The sequence below is a fragment of the Kitasatospora sp. NPDC088346 genome, from assembly GCF_044740765.1.
Taxonomy (GTDB): Bacteria; Actinomycetota; Actinomycetes; order Streptomycetales; family Streptomycetaceae; genus Kitasatospora.
The window spans coordinates 9,010-33,306 of the sequence record NZ_JBIURH010000058.1; the positions used below are offsets into that span (position 1 = coordinate 9,010).

The window sequence follows — 24,297 nt, forward strand, 5'->3', positions numbered from 1 at the left end:
CCATGGCCCAGTTCGCTGTCAACACCAACCGGTTCGACCCGTACAAGAACTTCAAGTTCCGGGTGAAGTGGGACGGCCGCTACGTCGCGGGCGTCAGCAAGGTCAGCAGCCTCAAGCGGACCACCGAGGTGGTGGAGTTCCGCGAGGGCGGCGACCCGTCCAGCTCGCGGCGCTCGCCGGGCCGGACCAAGTACGAGGCGATCACGCTCGAACGAGGAGTCACCCACGACCTCGAGTTCGAGGCCTGGGCCACCAAGGTCTGGCAGCACGGCGCCGCACTCGGCGCCGAGGTCAGCCTGGCGGACTTCCGCAAGGACATCGTGATCGAGCTCTACAACGAGGCCGGCCAACTCGTCATCGCCTACAACGTCTTCCGGTGCTGGGTCAGCGAGTACCAGTCCCTGCCCGACCTCGACTCCAACGCCAACGCGGTGGCGCTCGCCCACCTCAAGCTGGAGAACGAGGGCTGGGAGCGGGACCCGGCCGTGGTGGAGCCCAAGGAGGTCTCGTTCTCTCCATGATCTCCAGCATCGACATCACCCCGGGCCTTCGGGTGCCGTTGCGTCACGGCCTGGCGACGCGTCCCGCGACGACGGCCACCGTGCGCATGCTCACCGGCGCCGACGAGGCCGCCCTCGGGGGCGGACACGGACCGGGTGACGAGCGTTGGGTCACCCGGGTACTGGCCGCCACCGTCGAGGAACTCGGCGGCGCGCGCCCGGACGTCGCCGAGCTGCGGGCGCTCAGTGTCGGCGACCGCAACGCGCTGCTGCTCGCACTGGTGGCCGCGACCTACGGCTCGCGCGTCGAGTGGGTCCTCGACTGTCCGTCCTGCGGCGAGCGGCTGGACGCCGCCGTCGACCTGGAGATGCTGCTGCTCCGCGCGGCCGGGGCTCCCCCTGGTGGGGCGCCCGTGGCCGGGCCGCCCCGGGACGCGGCCACGGTCGGCTTCCGCCTGCCCACCGGCGAGGATCTGGAGGCGGTCGCGGAGTTGGTCCCGGCCGAGACCGGCCCGTGGGAGGCGAGCGGTGGGCGCGCCGCGTCCGACGTCCCCGACCAGGCCCGGCGGTTGCTGCTGGACCGCTGCGTGGCGGCCTGGCACACCCTGGACGACTCCGCCATCGCGGCCGTCGAAACCGAGATGGCGCTCGCCGACCCGCTCGCCGACATCGAGCTGCTGCTCACCTGCGCCGCCTGCAAGACACCCGTGCCGGCCCTGCTGGACCCGGCGGCCGAGTTGGCCGCCCGGCTGTCCCCGGACCGGCGGCTGATGGCCGACGTCCACGCCCTGGCACTGGCGTACGGCTGGAGCGAGCCGGAGGTACTGGCGTTGCCCACGCCCCGGCGTGCCGGCTATCTCAACCTGGTCGCGGACGGCGAACGTTGGGACGGTGAGCTGTGACGGCCTCCGCGACGCCCCCGACCCGGGCCACGGCCGCCCCGGGGGGACACCTGCACCGCCTCGCGGTTCGGGCCACCGTCGGCATCCGCCCGTCCCGCGGCGAGGAACACGCCGGGGAGCACGGCCCGGACCGCCTCCCGGCGGAGTCCGGCGTGCCGGTGGCCCGCCGCCCGCCGCAGTCCCACCTGGCGTGGTTCGCGGCGCGCGCCGCAGCCGCCTCCCGGACACAGGCCCAGGCGACAGCACACCCGATGGACCCGTCCGGCGAACAGCCGTGGCGCGACGACGACCGGTCGGATGAGGACAGTGCCCCGGCGCGCCCGACCCGGCAGGCTCCACAGCAGGTCGCCGACGCCGCACCGCCGCTCGTCGGCGTCGGGCCGCCCACCCGGACGGCGCGACCCGCCCGCCGGCAGACCCCCGACCGAGCGGCCCACGACGCCGCGCTCCAGCCGGCCGGGGCCGAGGCGCCGCTGCCGCACGCGAAGCGGCCGAACGTAGCACTGCCCGAACGCGCCGGCACCCGCCCTGGCCCGCACACAGCCGCCGACGACGCCGACGCGCCGGCCGCCCGGCAGACGCTCGCCCCCCGCTCACGGCCGGCGTCCGCCGGCGATCCGGCGCCCGCGACCGCCCCCGCACCGGCCTCCGCCGGCCGGGCGGCCGACCGGGCGGCCGACCGGGCGGCCGGCGTCCGGCCAGAGCTGCCGCCGCCGGTGCTCCTGCGCCCCCGGCCGGCCGGCCCACCAGCTGCCGCGCCCACCCCGCTCACCGCCGCCACCGCCATGCCGCCCACCGCCATCCCGGCCCGGCAGGCCCGCCGACGCGGGCTCCTCGTACCGCCGGCCCCGGCACCTGCCCCGGTGGTGGTGCGGATCGGCCGGGTGGAGCTGGTCGTCCGGGCGGCCGCGCCACCGCCTTCACCCGCACCCACGCAGGCACCGCCGGCCGCCGCCGGCCACCCGGACCTGCTCGCCGCCCACCGCGGGCACGGCGGGGGGTGGTCCGGATGAGCAACGCGCTCGCCGTGCCGACCGTCACCGCCGCTCTCGCCGCGCTGCTCCAAGCGCGGGTCGACGCCGCCGGCATCACGCCGCGACCGCTCGTCAAGCCCGGGCCGCTGGACGACGACCACCACGCCCCCAGGATCGGCGTCCACCTCTACCGGGTCAGTCGCAACGCCGCGCTGTCGAGCGACGACCTGCCGACCCGCGCCTCGGCCGGGGGCACCCTGCGCAGCACCCCGCGCACCGCGCTCGACCTGCACTACCTGTTCACCTTCCGGGGCGACACCCCCTTCCAGTCCGAGTGGTTGCTCGCGCTGACCGCCGCCGCCCTGCACGCCGTCCCGGAGCTCTCCCCCGAGCTGATCGACCACGCCACCACCACTCAGCGGGAGGTCCTCGGGAACGACCTCGCGCAGGCCCGCGAGCGGGTCAGGCTCTCCCCTGAGGCGCTGAGCATCGACGAGATCAGCCGGCTCTGGGCGCTGTACCAGCCGGGTTCGTTCACGGTCACCCTGGCGCTCTCCGCCGGGCCGGTGATCGTCGATTCCCCCGAGATCCCCGGCACGGTGCTCCCCGTCCGCCAGGTCGGTCTGGGTGCCCGACCGCTGAGCGGCCCCCGGTTGGACGTGGCGGCCGGTCCGGAGGGGCCGGGCGCGCCGGTCCGGGCGGCCGCCTCGATGCCGGACCTGCGGCTGTTCGGCGCGGCCCTCGCCCCGCTCACCGACGAGACGCTGAAGGTGCTTGTGGACGGCGTCCCCACCACCGCGACGGTGGTGGACGCCGGGCAGCTGACGATCCCGCTGGCCGGCGTCCGGCCGGGGGCCCACGCGGTGCAGGTGCTGCGGCTGACGGCGCCGGTCGCTCCCGCGCTGTCCACCACCGCCCCGGCCCTGGCCAGCGCACCCGTCCCGTTCACGGTCGTACCGGCCCTGACCTCGGTCGGCGCGACCCCCGACCCGGGCCCGGGCGACTACCGCGGCACGCTCACCGCGGGCGTGCTGCCGTCGGTCGCGGCGCCGCAACGGGTGCGGCTGCTGCTCGACCGGGTGAGCCCGGACGCGACCGTGGCACTGGCGCTCGACGTGCCGCTCCCGCCGGCGGCGCCGCGGGAATCCCTCGACGTCGCGTTGACCGACGCGCCGCGCGGCACCTACCGGGTCACCCTGGAGGTCGACGGCGCCCGGAGCATGCCGCCGCTCGACCCCCAGGGCCGCTTCCAGCCACAGGAGGTGACGTTGTGAGGCCGGCAGCCGACGTCCGCACGGACGACGGGACGGCCTCCGGAGCAAGCGCCACCGCTCCCGGCCCGGCCGACCCGGCCGCCGTGTGGGCCCGCGACAACCAGCGGCATCTCGTGCTGTACGCCGCTGCGGTCGCCGCCCGCCTCGACGGCCGGCCCGGCGACGCCGACCAGCCGGAGCAGGCCGCCGCGCTGCTGGCCGCGGAGGTGTCGGCCACCAGCGGCGCGCCGGTCGCGCTGGACCGGATCGCCGGCCTCTTCGGCCTCACGAGGTTCGAGCGGGACATCCTGACGGCCTCAGCCGCACCGGAGCTGGGCCTGCCGTCCGCGACCGGCGCGGTGACCTTCGCCAGGGCGCTGTCCACGCTTGCGGACGCGCACTGGAGCGCGCTGCTGCCCGACTCGCCGCTGCGGCACTGGCGGCTGACCGACCTGCCCACCGAGCTGCCGGCAGCGCACCACGGAGGCCTTCCGCAGCTGCCACTCGCGGTGGACGAGCGGGTCCTGCACGCTCTCGTCGGGGCGGCGACGCTCGACGAGCGACTGCGCGGGCGCGCCCGACTGGCCGAAGACCACTGCCGGCTGACACCCGGCCAGCTGGAGGTCTGCGGGCAGCTCGCCTCCTTCGCGGCTCCCCGGTCCGCGGCCCGGTCCGCGCCGTACGCCGCACTGCGCCCCGTCGTGCTGGTCGGCGAGGACCTGCTGACCCGGCGCCAGGCGGCGGTGCAGGCCGCCCGTTCGCTCGGGCTGACCACGCTGGTGACCGACGCCCGGGACGTCCCGCCCGAGGCGCCCACCGCCGAGCTCTACGGGCGGATGCTCGCCCGCGAGGCCGCGCTCGGCGGCCGGCTGCTGCTGATCGAGGCGCGAGCCCTGCCGGGCTCCGCCGAGGACGGCGCGGGTGAGCCGGGCGTCGCGGCCGCGATGGCGCCGGGCGTGCTGCGGCTGGCGTCGGACGCCGGCTCGTACGGCGTCCCGGTGGTGCTCGCTCTCGCCGAGCCGCCGTCGGCGGCGCTCGCGCTGCCCGTACTCCGGCTGCCCGCACCGGGCGCCGGCGAGCGGCGGGCACTGTTCGCCCAGGCCCTGGCGGACTCGGGGCTGCCGGCCGACCCGGTCCGGATGGCCGAGCTGACGGAACTGGCGGACCGTCATCCGCTCACCCCGGCCGCCATCGTGCTGGGTGTCGAGCGCGCTGTCCGGCTCTTCGCCGCCCCCGGGGGTCCGCCGGGCGCCGCCCCCGGTGCTTCCCCGATCACGGCGCCCGACATCGCCGCAGCCTGCCGCGCGATGGCGGACCGGCCGCTGCACGGTCTCGCGGAGCTGCGCCGCCCCACCCGCGGAATGGCCACGCTGGTGCTCGCCGAGCCCGCCGAGCGGGCGCTGCGCGCGCTGCTGGCGCAGGTCCGCCAGCGCCGCCGGGTGCACGACGAGTGGGGCCACCCCGGCCCGGGGCACCGCGGTCTGGCGGTCACGGCCCTGTTCAGCGGGCCGAGCGGCACGGGCAAGACCACGGCCGCCGAGGCCGTCGCCGCGGAGCTCGGGCGAGACCTGGTCTGTGCCGACCTGAGCCAGCTGGTCAGCAAGTACATCGGCGAGACGGAGAAGAATCTCGCCCGCCTCTTCGACGCCGCCGAGGCCGGCGCCGTGCTGCTCTTCGACGAGGGCGACGCGCTGTTCGGCCGGCGGACGACGGTGCGCGACAGCCGCGACCGGTACGCCAACCTGGAGGTCAGTTTCCTGCTCCAGCGGTTGGAGACCTTCGCCGGCATCTGCATCGTGACCACCAACACCAAGGATGCGCTCGACTCGGCCTTCCTGCGACGGATGCGCTTCGTGGTCAACTTCCCCTTCCCCGAAGCGGAGCAGCGCTCACGGCTCTGGGAGCGGGCGTTCCCGGCGGGTGTCCCGGTCGACGGACTGGACCCGGCGCGGCTGGCACAGGTCGCCGTCGCGGGCGGCACGATCTCCCAACTTGCCCTGCACGCAGCATTCCTGGCGGCCGACGCGGGCGAGCCGGTGCGGATGACACATGTCCGCGAGGCCGTGCAGATCGAGTGCGAGAAGCTGGAACGGCCGCTGTCGCCCCACGAGTTGCGGGGGTGGTCATGACCTGGCCCGTCGAGGTGGAGATCGAGCAGCTGGTGCTGCGCGGCATTCAGGAGGCGGACGTGCCGGCCGTGCTGGCGGCCTTCCGCCGGCATCTGGCCGTCCTTCTGCGCGACCCCGCGACGCCACGCACCCCGGTGACCGAGGAGGTCGCGCCCGGGCCCGACGCCGTCGAGGCGTCCGCCCAGGCGCCCGACGGTGAGCGGCTGGGTCGGGAGCTGGCCGCGGCCGTGGCCCGGGTGGTGCGACGGTGAGCGCCCCGGCCACCGCCAAGACCGCCGCCGCCGGCCTGGCCGGGCCCGGGCAGCCGCTGGAGGCGGGCACCCGCGACCAGCTGTCGGCGCACTTCGGCCACGACTTCTCGCCGGTCCGGGTGCACGTCGGCCCGGAGGCGGACAGCGCCGCCCGCGGGCTGGGCGCCAGGGCGTACGCCGTCGGCAACGACGTGGTGTTCTCGCACGGCGCCTACGACCCGCTCACCGCCTCCGGCCGTACGCTGATCGCGCACGAGCTCGCGCACGTCGCCCAGCACGGTGGCACTGCTCACGCGCCCGCTCTCCTGGCCTGGGAGGGTACCCACCTGCCGCCCGCCTCGGTCGCCCTGGAGCGGCAGGCCGACCTGGCCGCCGCGCTGTCCCACCGGCCGCTGCCGCCCGGCTGGTCCTGGCAGCGGGCGGCCGAGCCCTTCCTCGGGCGGGCGGCGGCGGACTGGAAGCCCTTCACGGTCGAGTACGCGGGACAGCAACGCACGGTCGAATCGGTGGAGCAGCTGCCGGAGGACGAGGGCGTGGTCAAGGTCGGCCTGGGCGATTTCGTCCTCCCACGGGAGAAGGGCCCCTGGCTCCCGGAGTACCAGGCTCTGGCGTCGATGAACAAGGAGGGCGGCGGCGCTCTGCAGGCCGTCACCGATGTCAGCGGCAAACGGATCAAGGCGGAGCTCTGGCAGAAGCGCGCTCCGAGTGACGAGCTGCGGCAGCTCTGGCTTCAGCGGGTGAAATGGCCCGTGAAGCCGGCCGGGAAGTGGTGGTACGAGGCGGGCGGGGCGCCGCCGCAGACGCCGGATTCGTTCAGGCCCAGCTCTCGCAGGGACAAGACCCAGATCGACCACATCGTCGAACTCCAGCTCGGCGGCACCAACGTGCCGGCCAACCTCGCCCCGCACGACGGCAAGGACAACGAGGCGAGCGGGCGCACGATCTGGAACAACCTCAACAAGACCGCGGGCCAGGTCGTGAAGGCGCTCGACGAGCAGCACCCGGAGGTCGACGTCAAGAGCCTGACCCTACGCTTCTCCGGCGCCACCCAGACGGGTTCGTACCCGGCGCAGGCCCTGCCCGCGCTGCCCCTCGACCCGACGCTGCGGCCCGCGGCGATCGTCGCCCGCCGGGGCACGGCGGAGAACTCCGTCGCGGTGCACCGCACCGCGCTCGCCGACCTGGAGGCCGGCAGCCGGCCGGACCAGGCGGAGCTCAAGACGTACGAGGAGAAGTTCGCCGACCGGGTCGCCTACCCGCTCTCGGCCGGCGCGGCCAGCCACGAGCTGAAGGTCCAGGCCGAGACCAAGGCGAAGGAGCGGGACCCGATCGAGGGAGACGCGGTCAACGGCCCGGCGCGCGAGCTGATCCCGGGCATGGTGCTGCGCTCCCTCCAGCGCTCGGCGAACCACCTCGGCGACACGGTCGCCGCCACGTTCAACAGCCCGCGGGCCGGCACCCGGTTGCCGCTGGCGGTCAAGGGCAGCGGCGACCTCGACCTGCACGTGGTCGATCCGGGCGCCACCGGCCGGCTGACGATCCCGAACCGGTCGAAGCGCATCGAGTTCACCTACCCGTACCTGAGTTCGGGCCATCTCGACCTGGAGCTGGGCGAGCAGGGGCTGGTCGGCAAGGGCGTGATCACTCCCAGCGTTCCGCTGCTCAGCCGGGTCCCGATCGACGTGACCCTCGACCGTGAGGGGCTGCGCGCCTCGGTGAAGCCGAGCCCGGACGAGCTCTCGCTGCCTCCGTTCAAGGTCACCGAGGCCTCGCTCGGGATCTCGCTCGGGCCGGATTTCAAGGCGGGCGGCCACCTCGGCTTCGAGCTCGGCCGTATCGTCACCGGCACGCTGGACGCCGGGGCGGACGGCTCCGGGCTGTTCGCGACCGGCACCCTGAGCGCCACCGTGCCCGGTCTCGACGAGGCCGGCGCCAAGGTGGTGTACCGCCCGCACACCGGGCTGACCGGCCGCCTCGACCTCAAGGCCACACCCCGGACCGGGCTGGTGACCGGCGGTGCGGTGGCGATCGACTTCGCCGGCAGCCGCTGGGGGGCCACCGGGAGCGTCGAACTGCTGGTGCTGGGCACCCCGGTGGAGCTCACGGTGGCCAGCCAGGGCGAGAAGCTGGTGTACGCCGGGAATGGTCGCGTCACCGTCCCCGGCCTGAATCCGGTCGACCTCAGGCTCTCGTACGACGGGGAGCACCTGACGGGTTCGGGTGACACCACCTTCACCGTCCTCGGGCTGAACGGTTCGATGCACCTCGCCTACGGCGCGGGCCACTTCACCGGAGAGGGCACGATCCGCCTCCAGCGCGGCCGGGTCACCGGGCAGCTCACCGCCGTGCTCGACCGGGAGGGCCGGATCTCCGGGAAGGGCGAGGCGATGGTGGAGATCCGGCCCGGCCTGGTCGGGAGGGCGGGCGTGGTGCTCTCCCCCGACCACCGGCTACGGGTCGAGGGCGAGCTCCGGTTCCCCCCGTACCGCTTCCTGCGGCCCGGGGAGAACCACTACCAGATCTTCGACATCCCCTTCCCGGAGATTCCGCTCTTCGCCGTCCCGCTCGGGCCGGTCTCGCTCGGCCTGGTGGCTCAGCTCAGTGCGAAGGCGGGCTTCAGGTACAGCTTCGGGCCGGGTGAACTCAAGGACCTGGTGATCTCCGCCGCCTTCAATCCTCTGGAGCCGGACACCGACCTGGCGGTCGGTGCCAAGGCACGGCTGGTGCTGCCGGCGGAGGCGGGTCTCGAACTCGGTGTGCGAGCCGCGGCGGGCCTGTCGGCGGGGGTGGCCAGTGTCACCGGCGGCATCACGGTGACCGGCGGGGTGCTGCTGAGGGGCGGTCTCGACGCGGAGGCGGCCCTGGTGTACGCCCGGAACCTGCTGACCTTCGACGCGAAGGCGGTGATCAGGGTGCAACCGGTGCTGACCCTCGGGATCGCGGCGGACATCACCGCCAGGGCCAGGCTGCTCGGCGAGATGAGCTGGCCGTACCAGCTCGCGTCCTACTCGTACGCCACCGGCCTGGAGTTCGGGCTGATCGCGCCCTTCCACTACCAGTCCGACCAGGACCTGCGGCTGCCGGAGGCGAAGGACATCCAGTGGATCACCCCGAAGATCGACGTCATGGCGCTGGCCGGCCAGATCGCGGACCGGGTCCGCGTCGGGCTGGGGTTGTAGTCGCACGGGATTGGGGTTGTGGATGAGCGAGTTTCCGGGGCGGCCGAGGGTCGCCAAGGGCGCGCTGTTGGTCTTCGGGCCGATCGTGCCCGTACCCGTCCAGCTGATCGTCTTCCCGCTGAATCCGGAGACCCTCGCCCGGCGCTTCGACCTGGGGCAGGCCGCCGGGGCGAAGCCGGCGGCGGGCGCCGGTGAGGCGGCCACCCCGGCCACCGCGCCGGTCGAGTCGTTGACGGTGACGCTCGCCCTGGACGCGGCCGACCGACTGGAACATCCGGCCGCCAATCCGATCACGGTGGTCAGCGGCCTGCTGCCGGTGATCTCCGCGATCGAGCAGCTGATCCATCCGTCCACCGTGCTGGTCAAGTTGACGCAGGCGCTCGCCACCGCCGGGCTGGCCACCATCACACCGTCCGGCCTGCGGTGGACGGTCCTGGTGTGGGGCGCCGGCCGGGTCCTGCCGGTCAAGGTGGGCGGGCTCTCCATCACCGAACAGGCCTTCGACGCCCGGCTGAACCCCATCACCGCCCATGCCGAACTCCAGCTGACCACGCTGAGCCGGGACGAGCTCGCAGCCGCGCCGGTGCACATCCGGGCGCTCGCGGACGTCCACGCGATCGCCCGGGAGGTGTTCGCGGCGGTGAACACCGCGCAGTCCGCAGCGCAGATCCCCTCCGTCCTGCCCTTCTGACCACCACGCTCCGACCGTCCGTCACACCCCTTCCGGGAGGCCCGATGTTCGACCCAGGCAGCCGCTACCGGGACGTCCCGGCGGCGGTCCACGTCGACGAGCAGGGCCGCCCCCGCCCCTGGGTCACCCTGCGCGTCCCGCCCGCCACCGGTCCGACCGTCAGCTGTCCGGTCCGCCCGTACGACCGCCTCGACCTGCTGGCGTACCGGGCCTACGGCGACCCGGGCGCCTGGTGGCGGATCGCGGACGCCAACCCGGCCGCCGCGGCCGACCCGCCCTCCGCTCTGCCGGCGTCACCCGGCACGCGGATCGAGCTGCCGCAGCCCGTCTCGGCGGAGGTGCTGTCATGACCGCCGTCACCCTCGTCCTGCTGGTCGACAACGCCCCGGCCCCGGCCAAGGTGCTGGACGCGATCCAGGAGCTGGTCGTCGAGACCACCCTCGACTCGGCCGGCACGTTCCGGCTGCGCCTGGGCACGGGGCTGACCCCGAGCGGCGAATGGCCGCTGCTCGAACCCGACCGCTTCGCCGCCGGGCAGAGTGTGCGGATCGGGGCCGTGCTCGGTGCCGTGCCGCTGCCGGTCTTCCTCTTCGCCGGCTACGCGGCGACCCGCTCGGTGGTCTACGGCGAGACCACCGGCGGCTCCTCCGTCGAGTTCGGCGGGCTCGACGCCACCGGGCTGATGAACCTCCAGGACCGCACCAGGGCCTGGCCCAACCTACCGGACGCGCTGATCGCGACCCAGATCTTCGCGGCCTACAAGCTGGTGCCCCAGGTCACGCCGACCGGTCCGGTGCTGATCGAGCCCGAGGGCACCACCGTCCAGCGCGGCAGCGACCTCGGCTTCCTGCGCAGGCTCGCCCGCCGCAACGGCTTCGAGGTGTACACCCTGCCGCAGGCCAACACCGGCATCGAGGTCGGCCACTTCCACAAGGTCTCGGCCGACGGGCCGCCGGTCGCCACCCTCGCCGTCCGGGCCGGCGACGCCAGCGGGGTCACCGACCTGCGGATCAGGCACGACATGCTGCGGCCCACCACGGCCACCGCGGACGCCATGGACCTGCGGCACAGCCATCAGAGCGCCGAGGTGACGGCTGTGAGCAGCCTGATCGGCCGGACCAGCGTGCTCGCCGGACTCAGCCCCACGCCACGGACCAGGCTGACCGGCACCGGTCTGACCGGTGCCGGGGATCTGCGCACGGCGGCCCAGGCCCTGGTCGACCGCGCGGCCCTGGCCGTCGTCGCCGAGGGGACGGTCGACGCCTCGGTCGGCCCGCTACGCCCCGGCGACCTGATCCGGCTGGCCGGCGCCGGGCCGGCGTACAGCGGCGCCTGGATGGTCCGCAAGGTCGTGCACCGGATCACCCCGCGGGCCTACAGCCAACGGTTCACCGCGGCGCGCAACGCGGTGGGCGACCAAGGACTGCTCGGCGCACTGGGAGGTTGAACGCCATGCTGGACCACGCGTCGCTCGCGATCGGGGCGAGCACCGACCGCTACTACGGCAAATACCGGGGGGAGGTCACCGACGTCGACGACCCGCTCAAGTCCGGCCGGCTCAAGGCCAGGGTGCCCGAGGTGCTCGGCGACGTCGAGACCGGCTGGGCCCTGCCGTGCACCCCGTACGCGGGGAAGCGCTCGGGCCTCTACACCGTGCCGCCGGTCGGAGCCGCCGCCTGGATCGAGTTCGAGGCGGGCGACCCCTCCCGCCCGATCTGGGCCGGCTGCTGGTGGGGCCCGCTGGAGGCGCCCGGCGCGCCGACCGCGCCGCTCCCGAGCCCGGCCCGGCGCGAGCTGACCAGCGAGACGGGCCTCACGGTAGCCCTGGACGACGACGGCCACACCCTGACCGTCAGCGACCTGACCGGGCAGAACCTGCTGGAGATCAAGGCACAGTCCGGGCAGGTGACGCTGAAGGCGCTCACCCAGGTGACCCTGGAGGCCCCCGTGATCAGCCACGGCGGGCAGGCCGCCGAACCGGCCGTGCTGGGCACCCAGCTGTTCGGCTACCTGACCCAGCTGGTCACCCTGGTCAACTCCCACGTCCACCCGGGCGAGCTCGCCCTGGGCGTGCTTCCGGTCACCCCGGCGCCGCCGCTGCCGCCGCTGACCCCGCCGCCGGCCGCCCTGCTCAGCGTCAAGAACCTGGTGGAGTAACACAGATGACAGCATTCCGGGCCGGGGCCCTGGGCCCCAAGGGAGGCACCGGCACGCCGGCCGAGTTCGCCGGCTCGCTCGCCGCCGCGATCGAGCGCGCACTCCACGACCTCGTGCAGACCGAGACCGGCAGCGCGCCGTTCCCTCTGGACGGCAACGGCCCCGACGCCCGCGCCCGGCGCGCGCTGTTCGTGGCGGTCTCACAGGCCGTGCTCGGCCATCTGCACGACCACGCTGCGGACGGCCTGAAGGTGGTCGACCGGCTCGGCAGGCCGTGCACCGTCACCATCGCGGTGGACCCGTCATGACCGGCCCGCTCTCCTTCCCGCTGCGCACCGACGGCACCGGCCGCACCGCCGACGCCGACCCGGAGCGCCACGTCCGCGAGCTGATCGAACTCGTCCTGCTCACCGAGCCGGGTGAGCGAGTGATGCGGCCCGACTTCGGCTGCGGCCTGCGTGCCCTCGTCTTCGCCCCGCTCGGGGACGTCCTGGTGACGGCCACCGAGGCGCTGATCAGGGCGCAGCTGCACACCTGGGTGGACGACGTGGCCGCCGTCGACCGCGTGGACGCCGAGGCCCGCGAGGACGGCGCCCTCGTGGTCACCGTCGCCTATCGCCGCCGCGCCGACAACGCGGTCGGCGTCACCCGGGTGGTGGTGTCGGCATGACCGACGCGATCCTGCCCCCGAGCCCGCTCTCCCGGCGCCGCGCGGAACTCCTCGTCGAGGAGGCCCGGGGCAACGGCGTCGACTACGTCGAGGTGGACGCCGCCGACCACCGTCTGCTCACCGTCGGCGTGCTGCGCGACCTGCCCGTCGGCGCCGACCCCTGGCAGCTCGTCAGCCACCCGGACCGCGTGCTGGTCAAGGGCGGTGAGCGGGTACGGGGCATCCGGGTGAGCACCGTCGCCGTGACCGGACCGCGCACCCTTGTGGTCCGGACGGACCGCGCGGGTGACCACAGCGGGTACGAACTCGAACTGGCCGTCCCGGACCTGGACCCGGTGCTGCGCCGGATCGGCTTCTCGTTCACGGCGACCTGTCCGTCCGACCTGGACTGCCGTACCCCGGGCGAGCCGGCGGGCCGGGACGGGCCGGAGCCACTGCTCGACACGCTCGCCAAGGACTTCCCGAGCTTTCGCCGGATGCTGCTGGACCTCTCCGCGCAGCGGCACCCCTCGCTCTCCGACCGGCACCCGGCCGACCTCGCGGTCACCCTGCTCGAACTGCTCGCCTTCCACGCCGACCAGCTCTCCTACGCCCAGGACGCGGCCTTCCTGGAGGCCTACCTCGGGCTCGCCCGCCTGCGGGTGTCGGTGCGCCGGCACGTCAAGCTGGTCGACTACGCGCTGCACCAGGGGCGCAACGCGGTCACCGCCGTGCACCTGGCCGTCGGTTCGGCGGTGACCGTGCCGACCGGCACCCGGGTGCTGACCCGCATCCCCGGCGCGCTCCCCGGCTCGGGCACCGCGCCGCCGCCCGCCCTCCCCCTCGGCCTGCTCACCCCCGAGGCCCTGACCGTGCCCCCGCTCAACGGATCCGTGGTCTTCGAGACCACCCACACCCTGACCGCGGATCCACGCGGCAACCTGCTCCACCTGCACCACTGGGGCGAGGACGCCTACTGGCTTCCGGCCGGCGCCACCACCGCCTGGCTGTGGGCGCAGGACCCGGCCGACCCCGGCACGGCCGCGATGCCCCCGCTGAACGCCGGTGACCTGCTGGTCCTCGAACAGGTCCGCTCGCCGCGCACCGGACGGCCGGCCGACGCCGACCCGGCGGCCCGCTGGGTGGTGCGGCTGACCGACGTCCAGCCGGGAGCCGACCCGGCCTACCTGGCCGCCTTCGGCCGGGACGCGGAGGGCGGGGTGGAGCTGACCGCGCGCGCCTCGGACGCCCTGCCCCCGCTGCCCCTGCTCGCCGTGCGATGGGACGCCGCCGAGGCCCCCGACCGGCCGGTGTGCGTACGCGCCGTGCAGCCCGACGGGGACGTCCTCCAGGACGTCTCGGTCGCCCGGGGCAACACCGTGCTCGCCGACCACGGCGTCACCTTCCACGACGTCGAGGTGACCCCCGAGGGCTGGAGCCCCACCGCCACCGGGCCGCTCGGCGGACCGCCTCCGCTGCGCCTGCGGCTGCCGCATGCCCCACTGACCCATCAGATCGGCGCACCGGGCGCCGAACGTCTCGTCCTGTCCGGCGGCCCCGAGGATGCCGGGCCGGCGCTGACCGTGACCGCCCGGCCCGGCTCGGGGCCCGACGAGGTGTACACCCCCGTACCGGACCTCCTCGACAGCGGGCCCAACGACCTCGACCTGGTCGTCGAGGTGGACGACGCCGGCCACGGCCTGGTCCGGTTCGGCCGGGCCCCGCTCGGGCGCGCGCCGCTCCGGGCCGAGCATTTCCTGGCCCGCTACCGGATCGGCAACGGCACCGCCGGGAACATCGGCGCCGAGGCACTCGCGCACATCGCCCTCACCCCGGCCGACACCCACCGGGTGCTGACGGTCCGCAACCCGCTCCCGGCCACCGGCGGTACCGAGCCGGAGAGCGTCGAACGTGCCCGCCGTCTCGCCCCCGACGCCTTCCGCGCCCGGCAGGGGCGCGCGGTCACCGAGCACGACGCCGTCGACGCCGTGCTGCGGCTGCCCGCGGTGCGCGCGGCGGTGGCCGCGCTGCGCTGGACCGGCAGCTGGTACACCTGGCTGGTCTCCGTCCTGCCGACCGACCCCGGCGACCTGGTCGACACCGGCGGCACCCGCCAGGAGCTCTCCCCCGCCCTGCGGGCCGAGGTGCTGGCCGCGCTGGAATCCGTCCGGCTCGCCGGGCAGGACGTGGACGTGCGGCCGCCCCGGTTCGTGCCGGTCGAGCTGGCCCTGCACGTGTGCGCCGCCCCCGGGCACGGCCGCTCGGCGGTGCGTCGGGCCGCCCGCGACGCGCTGCTCGCCCGGCACCGGCCGGGCGGCCGGCCGGGCCTGCTCGCCCGTCCGGACGTCACCTTCGGCCGGCCGTTGCTGCTCGGGGAGGTGTACGCCGCGGTGGCCGCGGTGCCCGGGGTGGAGTCGGTCAAGGCCCTGGTCCTGCGCCGCCACGGCGCCGCCGACAACGGAGAGCTCGCCGCCGGGCGCCTCGACGTGGCGCCCTGGGAGCTGCTCCGGCTCGACGACGACCCCAGCCTGCCGGAGCGCGGCGTACTGCGCCTGGAAATCGACGGAGGGACGCCTTGAGACCCCCTGGCACCTGTCCCGGCGGCCTGCCCGCCACCCCGCTCCCGGTCGACAACCCGCCCGGGCAGCCGAGCCTGCGCACGAGGATCGGCACCTTCACCTCGTTCCGCCGCACCATGCTCGAACGGATCGCCGGCCGCCCCGAGCTCGCCGCACTCACCACCCGGGACGCGGACGACCACGCCGTCGCGCTGCTGGAGCAGTGGGCCGCCCTCGCCGACGTCCTCACCTTCCACGGTGAGCGGTACGCCAACGAGCGGTTCCTCGGCACCGCCGTACTCGACGAGAGTGCGCACCGCCTGGTCGAGTTGACCGGCTACCGGCCCCGCCCGGGCGTCTCGGCCACCACCACCCTCGCCTTCACCCTCGCACCCGGCACCGCGCTCACCGTGCCGGTGGGCTTCCCCGTGCAGAGCGTGCCGGGCCCCGGCGAGCAGCCGCAGACCTTCGAGACCCTGGAGGAGTGCGCGGCCGACTGGCGACTCAACTCCCTCCCCGCGTACGGGAAGCCGCAGACCATCGATCCGGTCGGCGCCGCCGGCGGGGCCCTGGTGCACCCCGCGGCCGCCCCGTTCTGGGCCGAGCGGCTACGGCCCGGCAGCCCGATGCTCGTCGTCGTCGAGGACACCGCCACGGCGGTCGACCGGCTGCCCGGCACCGGTGCCCACCACCCCGGCCTGCGCAGCGGGCCCTCCGGCGCCGTCGTCCGCACGACCGTCGCGGCCCTGGACGCCGGACCCGCCGGGCTGCGGCTGCGGCTGGCCGCGCCGGCCTCCGTGACCGGAGCCGCCGCCTACCGGCCGAGCCGCACGCTGCTCGTCAACGGCCACGACGCCCCCGACACCAAGCCGCCGGCAGCGGTCGCGGACAGCAGCATGCCGGGCGGCGTCCGCTGGGAGTGGGGAGTGCGGACGGATCTGTCCCTCGCGGCGGGCGCCAGGCTTCCGCTGCACCGCAGGCACGAATCGCTGACCGTCGGCACCCTGCTGCTGGTGGCCTCCGCCGGGCAGTTCACCCGAGTGGTCCGGGTGACCGCGACCGCGCCCGGCACCGAGCAACTCCTCGGGGCGGCCGGGCCGACCGACCAGGTGGTCCTGGTCACCGTCGGTCCGGCCCTGCCGAAGGATCCGGCCCTGCCGAACGATCCAGTGCTGCCGAACGATCCAGTGCTGCCGAAGGTCGAGGACCGCCGCGCCCTCCAGGTCACCGAGCTCGACGGCGAGCAGGTCGAGTGGCTCGGCCTGGACTACCCGGCTCACCTGGGCAACGAGCTCTGGATCCCGGGCCTGGCCGTGGCCGCGGACCGGCCCGCGACCCCCGGCGGACCGGTGCCGGCCGAGGTGCACGGCCGCCCGGACCTCTGCGGCGCCCAGGACGGCCCCGATCTCCCCGCCGGCTCCGCACAGCCGGCGCCGCTCGGGCCGGTGGCCGACTCGGTGCGGGTCATCGGCCCGCCCGGCACAGACCGGGCCGCGGCGCCCGTGGTGTCGCCCGCCGACCTGCCCAAGGGCCGGCGACTGGTGCTCGCCGCTCCGGGTGGACGGGCCGTCACCACCGCCGTCCACGGCCGGGCCCGGTTGGAGCCACCCGGTGTCCGGGCGGGCCAGGCCTGCCATCTGGTGGTACCTCTCGCCGCGCAGCCCGAGGAGACGGCTGTGCTGGACGCCGCCGCCTCGTTGCTCGGCAACGCGTCGGCCGCGAGCCACGGCGCCACCGTGGCCCACGAGGTACTGGGCTCCGGTGACGCCTCGGTCGCGTTCCAGCGCTTCACCCTCGCCCACGGCCCGTTGACCCGGGTGCCCGCGGCGACCCCCGAGGGCTCCGTCGCGGCCCTGACCGTCCGGGTCGGCGGCCAGTCCTCGCGCGAGGTGCCGCAGCTGCTCGGCGCCGGACCCGCCGACGAGGTGTACGAGCTGCGCACCGGGGCGGACGGCTCGACCGTCGTCCAGCACGGCGACGGGACCACCGGCGCCCGCCTGCGCACCGGCCCGGCCAGTGTCCTCGCCGACTACCGCTACGGCGCCGGGCTGGCGGGACGGGTCGGGGCCGGCACGCTGACCCAGCCGCTGCTCAGGCTGCCCGGGCTCGAAGCGGTGGTCAATCCCGCCGCGGCGCAGGGCGGTGCCGACCGGGAGGACGGCACCGCCCTGCGCGAGCGCGCCCCCGGGGCCGTACGGGTGCTCGGGCGCGCGGTCGGTGCCGCCGACTGCGCGGACCTGTTGATCGCCACGGGGCAGGTGGCGAAGGCCAGTGCGGCCACGGTCTGGGATGGTCGGGGCCTGCTGATCGCGGTGACGGTCGCCGTGCCCGCCGGCGGTGGCCTCGACGTGGCCGGCCGCCGCCTGCTGGCCCGTACGGTGGCATCGGCGAGCCCGCCCTACCGGCGAGTGGTGGTGCAGGACTTCGCCCCGGTGCCGATCGTCGTCGCGGCCACCGTGGCACCCGATCCGCGGGCCGACGCCGAGACCGTCCTGGCCGGCGTGCGCGCGGCGCTGTCCGACCGGCTCGGCTTCGACCGCGTGGGGCTGGCGCGCCCGGTGCACGTGTCCGACCTCTATCTCGCGGTGTCCGTGGTGCCGGGTGCCGCCGCGGTCAACATCACCCGCCTCGGGTTCGACCGCCCGCCCGGGATGTCGGACGCCGCCTGGGCCGCCTTCCTGGCCCGGCACGGCGCCGACCGGACCGCCGGCCCCGGCGCCCCGCCCGAGCGGCTGCGCCTGCTCGGCGTCCGCACCGACGAGGACGGCGCGGTGCTGCCCGCCGAACTGCCGGTGCTGGCCCCCGACGGCCTCGGCGTCACCCTGGTGGCCGCCCCGCCCGCTCCGGCCACCGGAGGCCTGGCATGAGCCCGTTGCCCGCGCCGCGCCGGCCGGCGCCGAACCACGGCCCGGCACCGCACCCTCCCGCCCCACACCCCGCGACCCCCCGGAGGCAGCCCGTATGACCGCCGCAGAGCAGCTCTACGGCACGCTTCCGGCCTCGATCAGGGCCAGGGACGCCGAGGTGGGCGAGCCGCTGCTGGCGCTGCTCGCCATCATCGGCGAGCAGGCCGACGCGGTCGCCGCGGACATCGCGCGCGCCTACGAGGACCACTTCATCGAGACCTGCGAGGACCAGTACATCCCGTACCTCGCCGAACTGGTCGGCACCGTACCGCTGTACGACGCGTCGACCGCGCAGGACGACGCCACCGCCCTGGTCGAGTTCGACGATCTGCGCGGCCCGCGCCTGCTGCCGCCCGCCGGGGCGAGCGCCCGCGCCGACGTGGCCAGGACCATCGCCCTGCGCCGGCGCAAGGGCACCGTCTCCGCGCTCGACGACGTCGCCCACTACGCCTCCGGGTTCCCCGTCCGCCTCATCGAGGGCCTGGCCAGGACCGCCTGGACCCAGCACCTGCGGCACACCCGCCCGGACCTGACCACGGCCCGGCTCTCCACCCGCCTCGACTCCGCTCTGGCCGGCACCCCGTTCGACCGCACCAGCCGGCTCGTCGACGTGCGCCGCCCGGACGGGCCGGTCGGCTGGTACCACCCGGCGCACGTGACCATCGCCGTCCATCGCGAACGCGCCGCCGCCCACCGCCGGGTGGTGGTACGCCCGGCCGACCGACCGTGGCGCTACCGGCTCGACCCGCTCGGCCTGGACCGCCCGCTGTTCACCCGCGGCAGCCGCAGCGCCGACCTGCCGCCCGGCCTTCGGGCCGCGTCGGTGCCGGGGCCGCTCGACCCGGCGCTGCTGGAGGCCGACCTGCTGGCACACCGCCTGGCGCCGCGCCTGCCGAACGGCGAACGCCCGCCGTACACCGCGCTGTACGGCCCGGTCGGCGAGCAACCGGACGCACCGGCGGCCACCCTCGGGATCTGGCTCGACGGCGAGTTCCTCACTCCCGCCGCCGACGACGGCGGCCCCGACCCGCAGTACGTCGCCCGGCTGGTGAGCCGCCGGCTCGACCCCTGGCCGGCCGCGCGGCCCGGCCAGGGGGTGGTCGCCGTCGACGTGCGCAACGGCCGGATCGCGGTGGGCACCGGACTGCCGACCCGGGTCCGCGCGTCCTTCTTCCACGGCACGGCCGGCCTGGTCGGCGGCGGCGACTACGACCGCTCCGGCTGGCTCGCCGACGGCGAGCCCGACCAGGTGATCACGGTCGCCGCGACCGGGGCGGACCACACCGAGCTGACCGCCGCACTGACCGTCTGGGCCGCGAGCCCCGCCCGGCACACCGTCGTCCGGGTGCTGGACAGCGAGGACTACGCGCTGCCGGGAGATGTCGCCCTCCTGGGGCGCACCCTGCTGATCGAGGCGGCGAACCTGCAACGCCCGGTGCTCCGGCCGACGCCGGCCGACGGCACCCTCACCGTCGTCGGCGACGGCACGCTGACCCTGTCCGGGGTGGCCCTGGACGGCCGGATCACCACCGCGGCCGACCTCGGCCGGCTCCGGCTGCTGCACTGCACGCTGCCGCCCGGCGGCCCGCGCGACGCGTCCGGCGCCCCGATCGCGGACGGGCCGAGCATCACCGTCGCCGGCCCCTCGCCCCGGCTCCGGATCCAGCTCGCGTTCTGTGTGCTCGGGCCGGTCCGGCTGGACGCCCCGGCGGACGAGGTGCTGCTGCTCGACTCCGTGGTCGCCTCCGGTGCGGGTGCCGGTGGCGAGTGCATCGCCGGCCCGGCCGCGCCCGGGACCGGCCTGCGGACCGAGCGCAGCACCTTCCTGGGCGGCGTCACGGCCCGCACGGTCGAGGCGAGCGAGTGCCTCTTCACGGCCCGGCTGGTGGTCGCCCGCACCCAGCAGGGCTGCCTGCGCTACAGCTACCTGCCGCCGGACGACCCGACCCTCCCGGCCGACGCCAGTCGCGCGCCGCGCCGCTTCGCCTGCCAGCCCGACCTCGCCGTCACCCGTCTGCTGGCCGCCAACCCCGCGGTCACCGGCGCCGACCGAACCGCGCTGGTGACCGCCGAGCAGCGCAGGGTGCGCCCGGTGCTGGTCTCCCGCCGGTACGGCGATCCCGGCTTCGCGGAGCTCGACCCGCGCTGCCCGGACGAGATCGCCGCCGGGGCGCAGGACGGCAGCGAGATCGGCGTGTACAGCCACGTCAAACAGCCGCAGCGGCTGGACAACCTGCGCCGGCGGCTGGACGAGTACCTGCCCGCGGGAGTCACCGCCGGGATCAGCGTCATCGTCTGAAGCCACCTGCCCCGCGCCCTGCCAAGCCACCCCATGCAGCCATCTCGAAGGAGCCGTACATGCCGGGCGACTACACCCGACTCAGCTTCGACCCCGTGGAGGACTTCAGCCGGCCCCGGGCCGAGCAGGGCCGGATGCTGCGGGACGCCTATCTCAACGAGCTCGCGGACGGCGTCGACCACCGCCTGCGCGCGCTGGCCCTGGACGTGCTGGGCCCGTGCACCGCGCCGCGCGATCTCGACACGGGCGGCGCCCCGGAGGCCACCGGCTTCCGCATCGCCGTCGCCGGCGTGTCCTTCACCATCGGGCTCGGTCGCCTGTACGTCCACGGACTGTCGCTCGACAACCACGGCAGCGGGCCCTGGCACGTCGAGCCGGGTCTGCAGGACCTGCGGGGTGCCGACCCCGTGCCGTACGAGAAGCAGCCCTACTACCGGAATCCTCCGCCGGTGCCGGAGACCGGTCCGCACGTCGTGTACGTCGAGGCGTGGGAGCGTGAGGTCACCGCCGTCGAGCGGCACGAGCTGATCGACTCCGCGGTCGGCGAGGAGACCGACGCGCGCATGCAGACGGTCTGGCAGGTGAAGGTCCTCCCCGGCGGCGCCGAGGGCGTCGACTGTGCCACGCCGGATGCCGAACTGCCGGGCTGGGCCGCGGCCACCGCGCCCTCGGCGGGCCGGCTCAGTACCGCCGGGGTGGCCGTCCCGGCCGACACTGACCCGTGCAGCGTGCCGCCCGACAGCGGCTACCGCGGCTTCGACAACCGGCTCTACCGGGTGGAGGTCCACACCGGCGGGGCACTCGGCGATGCCACGTTCAAGTGGGCCCGCGACAACGCGAGCGTGGCCACCGCCGTGCTCGGCGTGGACAGCACCCGTACCGTCCTGACCGTCGCCCGCACCGGACGCGACGATGTCCAGCGGATCCGCGAGGGCTCCTGGGTGGAGGTGCTGGACGAGGCCCGGGAGCTGTCCGGCACACCGGGCTTCCTCGCCCGGGTGGTGACGGTCGACCGGGTCGACGACCCGACCCAGCAGGTCACCCTCTCCGGCCCGCTGCCCGCCGACCTCGATCCGACCGACGGCTCGCTGCGGACCAGGCTGCGGCAGTGGGACCAGAGCGGCGCGTCGGTCGGCGGGGACGGAGCGGTCCCGGTCTCCGCCGCCACCGGCGGACTCGACCTGGAGGACGGCGTCCAGATCACCTTCAGCACCGATCCGGCCGGCGGCCTGCTGCGTACCGGAGACCACTGGACCTTCACCGCCCGTTCGGCCGACGGCCAGGTCCAGCCACTGGCCGACGCGCCGCCTCAGGGCCCTCGCCGCTTCTACGGCCGGCTCGCCGTGGTCGATCTGGGCGGCCAGGTGACGGACTGCCGCGAGGTCTGGCCACCGGAGTGCGACGGCTGCGGCGACTGCACCCTCTGCGTGACGCCCGAGTCGCACGCCGACGGCCGGCTGACCGTGCAGGACGCCGTCGACCGGGTGCGGCGGACCGGCGGCCGGATCTGTCTGGCGGTGGGCGAGTACGAGCTCGACGAGCCGGTGGTGCTGGACGCGGCCAGGGGGGTGACGCTGGCCGGGCACGGTTGGGGCACGGTCCTGCGGCACCGGGGCACCGGCCCGGCGGTGGTGCTGGCCGGCTGCCGCGGGGTGACGGTCAGCGACCTCGCGATCGTCGGTAGCCCCCCACCCTCAGGCGGCGAGAACGACCGCACCGATGGTGCCGGCGGCGACGAGGGCGAATCCGTCGCGGTCGGAATCGCCGTGGAGCGCTCGGCGGGCGTCGAGGTGGTGCGCTGCGCCGTCGTCCGGAGCGGGTTGCTCGCCGGCGGCGGGCCGGCGGCCCTGCTCGCCGTGCTCGGCGGCAGCGACCGGCCCGACGCGGACCGGCAGGCCCTGCCCGACGTTCCCGAGACCGCGATCACCCTGGTGGGCCTGGTCGCGGGCCTGGTGGTGCGCGAGTGTGTCCTGCTCGCGGATGTCGGCATCGCGTCCGTCGTCCAGGGGAGCCCGACGGAGACAAGGCGCTTCCTGACGCTCGCCGGACTCCAGCTGGCCGACTCCGTGGTGTACGGCACCCAGGCCGGGATCCTCCTGGACGAGCGCGTCCAGCTCACCGCCGGAGCCGACGTCCGCGACTGCCTGATCGTCGGCGACCAGGGCGCTGCGGTGACCTGGCAGGCCCACCCGATGCAGGCCTCGACAGTCATCCGTGACTGCCGGATCGACGGCGGCGGGGCGGGGATCGAACTGGCCTGCCCCGACGGCGAGATCAGCCGCTGCCGGATCACCGCCCATGCCACCGGACTGGATGACGCCCGCGGTGCGGACCGCGCAGAGCAACCCCCGCCCCGCCTCGACGGCACCGGCATCGTCCTCACGGCTCCCCAGTTCGAAGGCGTGCTGTCCGCGGTACGGGTCGACGACTGCACGATCACCACCGCCGGCCCTGCCGTCGCGCTGCAGGGCGCCCAGCGGGACATCGTGGTCACGGGCAACCGGCTGGACGGCGGCACGAGCGGCGTGATCATGCGCCCGGGCTCCAGCGGTCTGCGCGTCCTCGTCCGCGACAACGACGTGATCCGCACACCGAGGCCGGAATCCGACGAGGGCAGCAGACTCGCGGTGATCGGCGTCTGGCTGGTTCAGGTGACGGACGGCGAGGTGCGCGGCAATCAGATTCACGACCTCGACCCCGGTACCGCGGAGCGGGGGACGGTCGTCGCCGCCGTTGCCGCGCAGGAGTGCCCGTCGCTCGCCATCGCCGGCAACACCCTCGTGGTGCCGGCCATGTCGAACGTGCCGTCGCTGGTGGTCGGCGTGCTCGCACAGACCCGGTCGGGCCGGATCGACGTGATCGACAACGTGATCGTCAGCGGTACTCCCACGCCGACGGAGGCGGACAGTCGACAACTTCCGGCCGTCGCCGTGACGGCCGGACAGGCCGCGATCAGGACGGCCCGATTCGGCGTGCCGACCGCTCGACGGCCCGTCACCGAGCAGTTCGACGCCTCCGACGCGTTCGCCCGGATGGGCACCGACTGGTACGCCGAGCGGGAGGAAGGGCTCGTCTGGGTGACCCCGGGACGGGTGTTCGCCGCCGTGGGCGACGTTTCGTCCGCCGTCACCGTCCGCGGCAACCGGATCGCGGCCGGCGGAGCCGCGGCCGTCGTCCAGACCACGGTCACCGGACCGCTGGTGTTCAGCGACAACCTGATCCGCCGCGACGACGCGAACCTCGTCTCCGAGATCCGTCCGGCCGCGGTGACCGGCAGCGCCGACTCCCTGATCGCCTCGGCGAACCACCTCGAAACCGTCGGCACCACGGCGGTCGAGCTGGACGTCCCGGCCTCGCGCACCGCCGTCACCGGCAACGTCACCAGGGGCCGGATCCAGATCGGCGGCGCGCCGCTGCCTGCCCCCTGGAACGCGATCAACGTCGTGCTGCCCTGACGCGGGCCGCGAGAGCCACCCCATCCGAGGACAGGAGGACAGCATGAGTGACAGGACCGTCCGGACGCTGCAACAGGTGCTCCGGGAGGAGATCGACCGGATCGACGAGACCGAGGCACGGCGCACCGCAGAGCTGGAGGAGCAGCTGACGATGGCCCGGGAGATCGCTGCCGACGCGACGCGAGGACCGCGCAAGGCGGTGGCCGGCCAGGCCCGGGACGCCGCCAAGGCGTCACTGCGCGGGGTCGGCCGGCTCGCCGCCGACCGCCGGCGGGCACTGGCCATGGCGGCCGACGACCTGGCCGCGCTGCTGGGCGACGGATAGGCCGACACCGGAAGGGGATCCGATGTCCGAGTGACCACGCCCGGCACGTCCGCGAAGTCCTGCCGGATC

General features: G+C 75.3%; 18 protein-coding genes. All 18 read left to right on the plus strand.

Features of this window, described 5'->3' with window-relative positions:
- The first annotated feature begins 2 nt into the window (after positions 1-2).
- The 18 genes from ACIOFR_RS36990 to ACIOFR_RS37075 all read left to right on the plus strand — a co-directional run bounded on the left by ACIOFR_RS36990 (position 3) and on the right by ACIOFR_RS37075 (position 24,228).
- On the plus strand, positions 3-521 hold the full coding sequence (locus ACIOFR_RS36990; protein ID WP_401004409.1) for a phage tail protein: 519 nt from the start codon (positions 3-5) through the stop codon (positions 519-521).
- Positions 518-1,402 (plus strand): hypothetical protein, encoded by an 885-nt coding sequence (locus ACIOFR_RS36995; RefSeq protein ID WP_401004411.1) that lies wholly within the window; start codon positions 518-520, stop codon positions 1,400-1,402. Before ACIOFR_RS36990 ends, ACIOFR_RS36995 begins: the two co-directional genes overlap by 4 nt.
- On the plus strand, positions 1,399-2,415 hold the full coding sequence (locus tag ACIOFR_RS37000) for a hypothetical protein (protein WP_401004413.1): 1,017 nt from the start codon (positions 1,399-1,401) through the stop codon (positions 2,413-2,415). Before ACIOFR_RS36995 ends, ACIOFR_RS37000 begins: the two co-directional genes overlap by 4 nt.
- Positions 2,412-3,650 carry a Pvc16 family protein gene (locus tag ACIOFR_RS37005; protein ID WP_401004415.1) on the plus strand — a complete coding sequence of 413 codons (1,239 nt, stop codon included), beginning with the start codon at positions 2,412-2,414 and terminating at the stop codon, positions 3,648-3,650. Before ACIOFR_RS37000 ends, ACIOFR_RS37005 begins: the two co-directional genes overlap by 4 nt.
- Entirely contained in the window at positions 3,647-5,758 is a 2,112-nt protein-coding gene (locus ACIOFR_RS37010) for an ATP-binding protein (protein ID WP_401004417.1), read from the plus strand. The genes ACIOFR_RS37005 and ACIOFR_RS37010 overlap by 4 nt, the downstream gene beginning before the upstream one ends.
- Positions 5,755-6,009 (plus strand): hypothetical protein, encoded by a 255-nt coding sequence (locus ACIOFR_RS37015; RefSeq protein WP_401004419.1) that lies wholly within the window; start codon positions 5,755-5,757, stop codon positions 6,007-6,009. Before ACIOFR_RS37010 ends, ACIOFR_RS37015 begins: the two co-directional genes overlap by 4 nt.
- Positions 6,006-9,188, plus strand: a complete 3,183-nt coding sequence (locus ACIOFR_RS37020; protein ID WP_401004421.1) for a DUF4157 domain-containing protein — start codon at positions 6,006-6,008, stop codon at positions 9,186-9,188. The genes ACIOFR_RS37015 and ACIOFR_RS37020 overlap by 4 nt, the downstream gene beginning before the upstream one ends.
- Before the next feature lie 22 nt (positions 9,189-9,210).
- Positions 9,211-9,879 (plus strand): hypothetical protein, encoded by a 669-nt coding sequence (locus tag ACIOFR_RS37025; RefSeq protein ID WP_401004423.1) that lies wholly within the window; start codon positions 9,211-9,213, stop codon positions 9,877-9,879.
- A 44-nt stretch (positions 9,880-9,923) separates the two neighbouring features.
- Positions 9,924-10,229 (plus strand): tail protein X, encoded by a 306-nt coding sequence (locus tag ACIOFR_RS37030; RefSeq protein ID WP_401004425.1) that lies wholly within the window; start codon positions 9,924-9,926, stop codon positions 10,227-10,229.
- On the plus strand, positions 10,226-11,326 hold the full coding sequence (locus ACIOFR_RS37035; RefSeq protein WP_401004427.1) for a phage late control D family protein: 1,101 nt from the start codon (positions 10,226-10,228) through the stop codon (positions 11,324-11,326). The genes ACIOFR_RS37030 and ACIOFR_RS37035 overlap by 4 nt, the downstream gene beginning before the upstream one ends.
- Positions 11,327-11,331: 5 nt before the next feature.
- Positions 11,332-12,036, plus strand: a complete 705-nt coding sequence (locus ACIOFR_RS37040) for a phage baseplate assembly protein V (RefSeq protein ID WP_401004428.1) — start codon at positions 11,332-11,334, stop codon at positions 12,034-12,036.
- A gap of 5 nt (positions 12,037-12,041) precedes the next feature.
- Entirely contained in the window at positions 12,042-12,344 is a 303-nt protein-coding gene (locus ACIOFR_RS37045) for a hypothetical protein (protein ID WP_401004430.1), read from the plus strand.
- Complete coding sequence (locus ACIOFR_RS37050; protein ID WP_401004432.1) at positions 12,341-12,706, plus strand: GPW/gp25 family protein; 366 nt, start codon at positions 12,341-12,343, stop codon at positions 12,704-12,706. The genes ACIOFR_RS37045 and ACIOFR_RS37050 overlap by 4 nt, the downstream gene beginning before the upstream one ends.
- Positions 12,703-15,264 (plus strand): hypothetical protein, encoded by a 2,562-nt coding sequence (locus ACIOFR_RS37055; RefSeq protein WP_401004434.1) that lies wholly within the window; start codon positions 12,703-12,705, stop codon positions 15,262-15,264. The genes ACIOFR_RS37050 and ACIOFR_RS37055 overlap by 4 nt, the downstream gene beginning before the upstream one ends.
- Positions 15,261-18,110, plus strand: coding sequence for a hypothetical protein (locus ACIOFR_RS37060; protein WP_401004436.1), 2,850 nt, complete (start codon positions 15,261-15,263; stop codon positions 18,108-18,110). Before ACIOFR_RS37055 ends, ACIOFR_RS37060 begins: the two co-directional genes overlap by 4 nt.
- A gap of 94 nt (positions 18,111-18,204) precedes the next feature.
- Positions 18,205-20,448 (plus strand): hypothetical protein, encoded by a 2,244-nt coding sequence (locus ACIOFR_RS37065; RefSeq protein ID WP_401004438.1) that lies wholly within the window; start codon positions 18,205-18,207, stop codon positions 20,446-20,448.
- Between the two features lie 59 nt (positions 20,449-20,507).
- Positions 20,508-23,903, plus strand: coding sequence for a DUF6519 domain-containing protein (locus tag ACIOFR_RS37070; protein ID WP_401004440.1), 3,396 nt, complete (start codon positions 20,508-20,510; stop codon positions 23,901-23,903).
- A 43-nt stretch (positions 23,904-23,946) separates the two neighbouring features.
- Entirely contained in the window at positions 23,947-24,228 is a 282-nt protein-coding gene (locus ACIOFR_RS37075) for a hypothetical protein (RefSeq protein ID WP_401004442.1), read from the plus strand.
- Positions 24,229-24,297 lie beyond the last annotated feature (69 nt).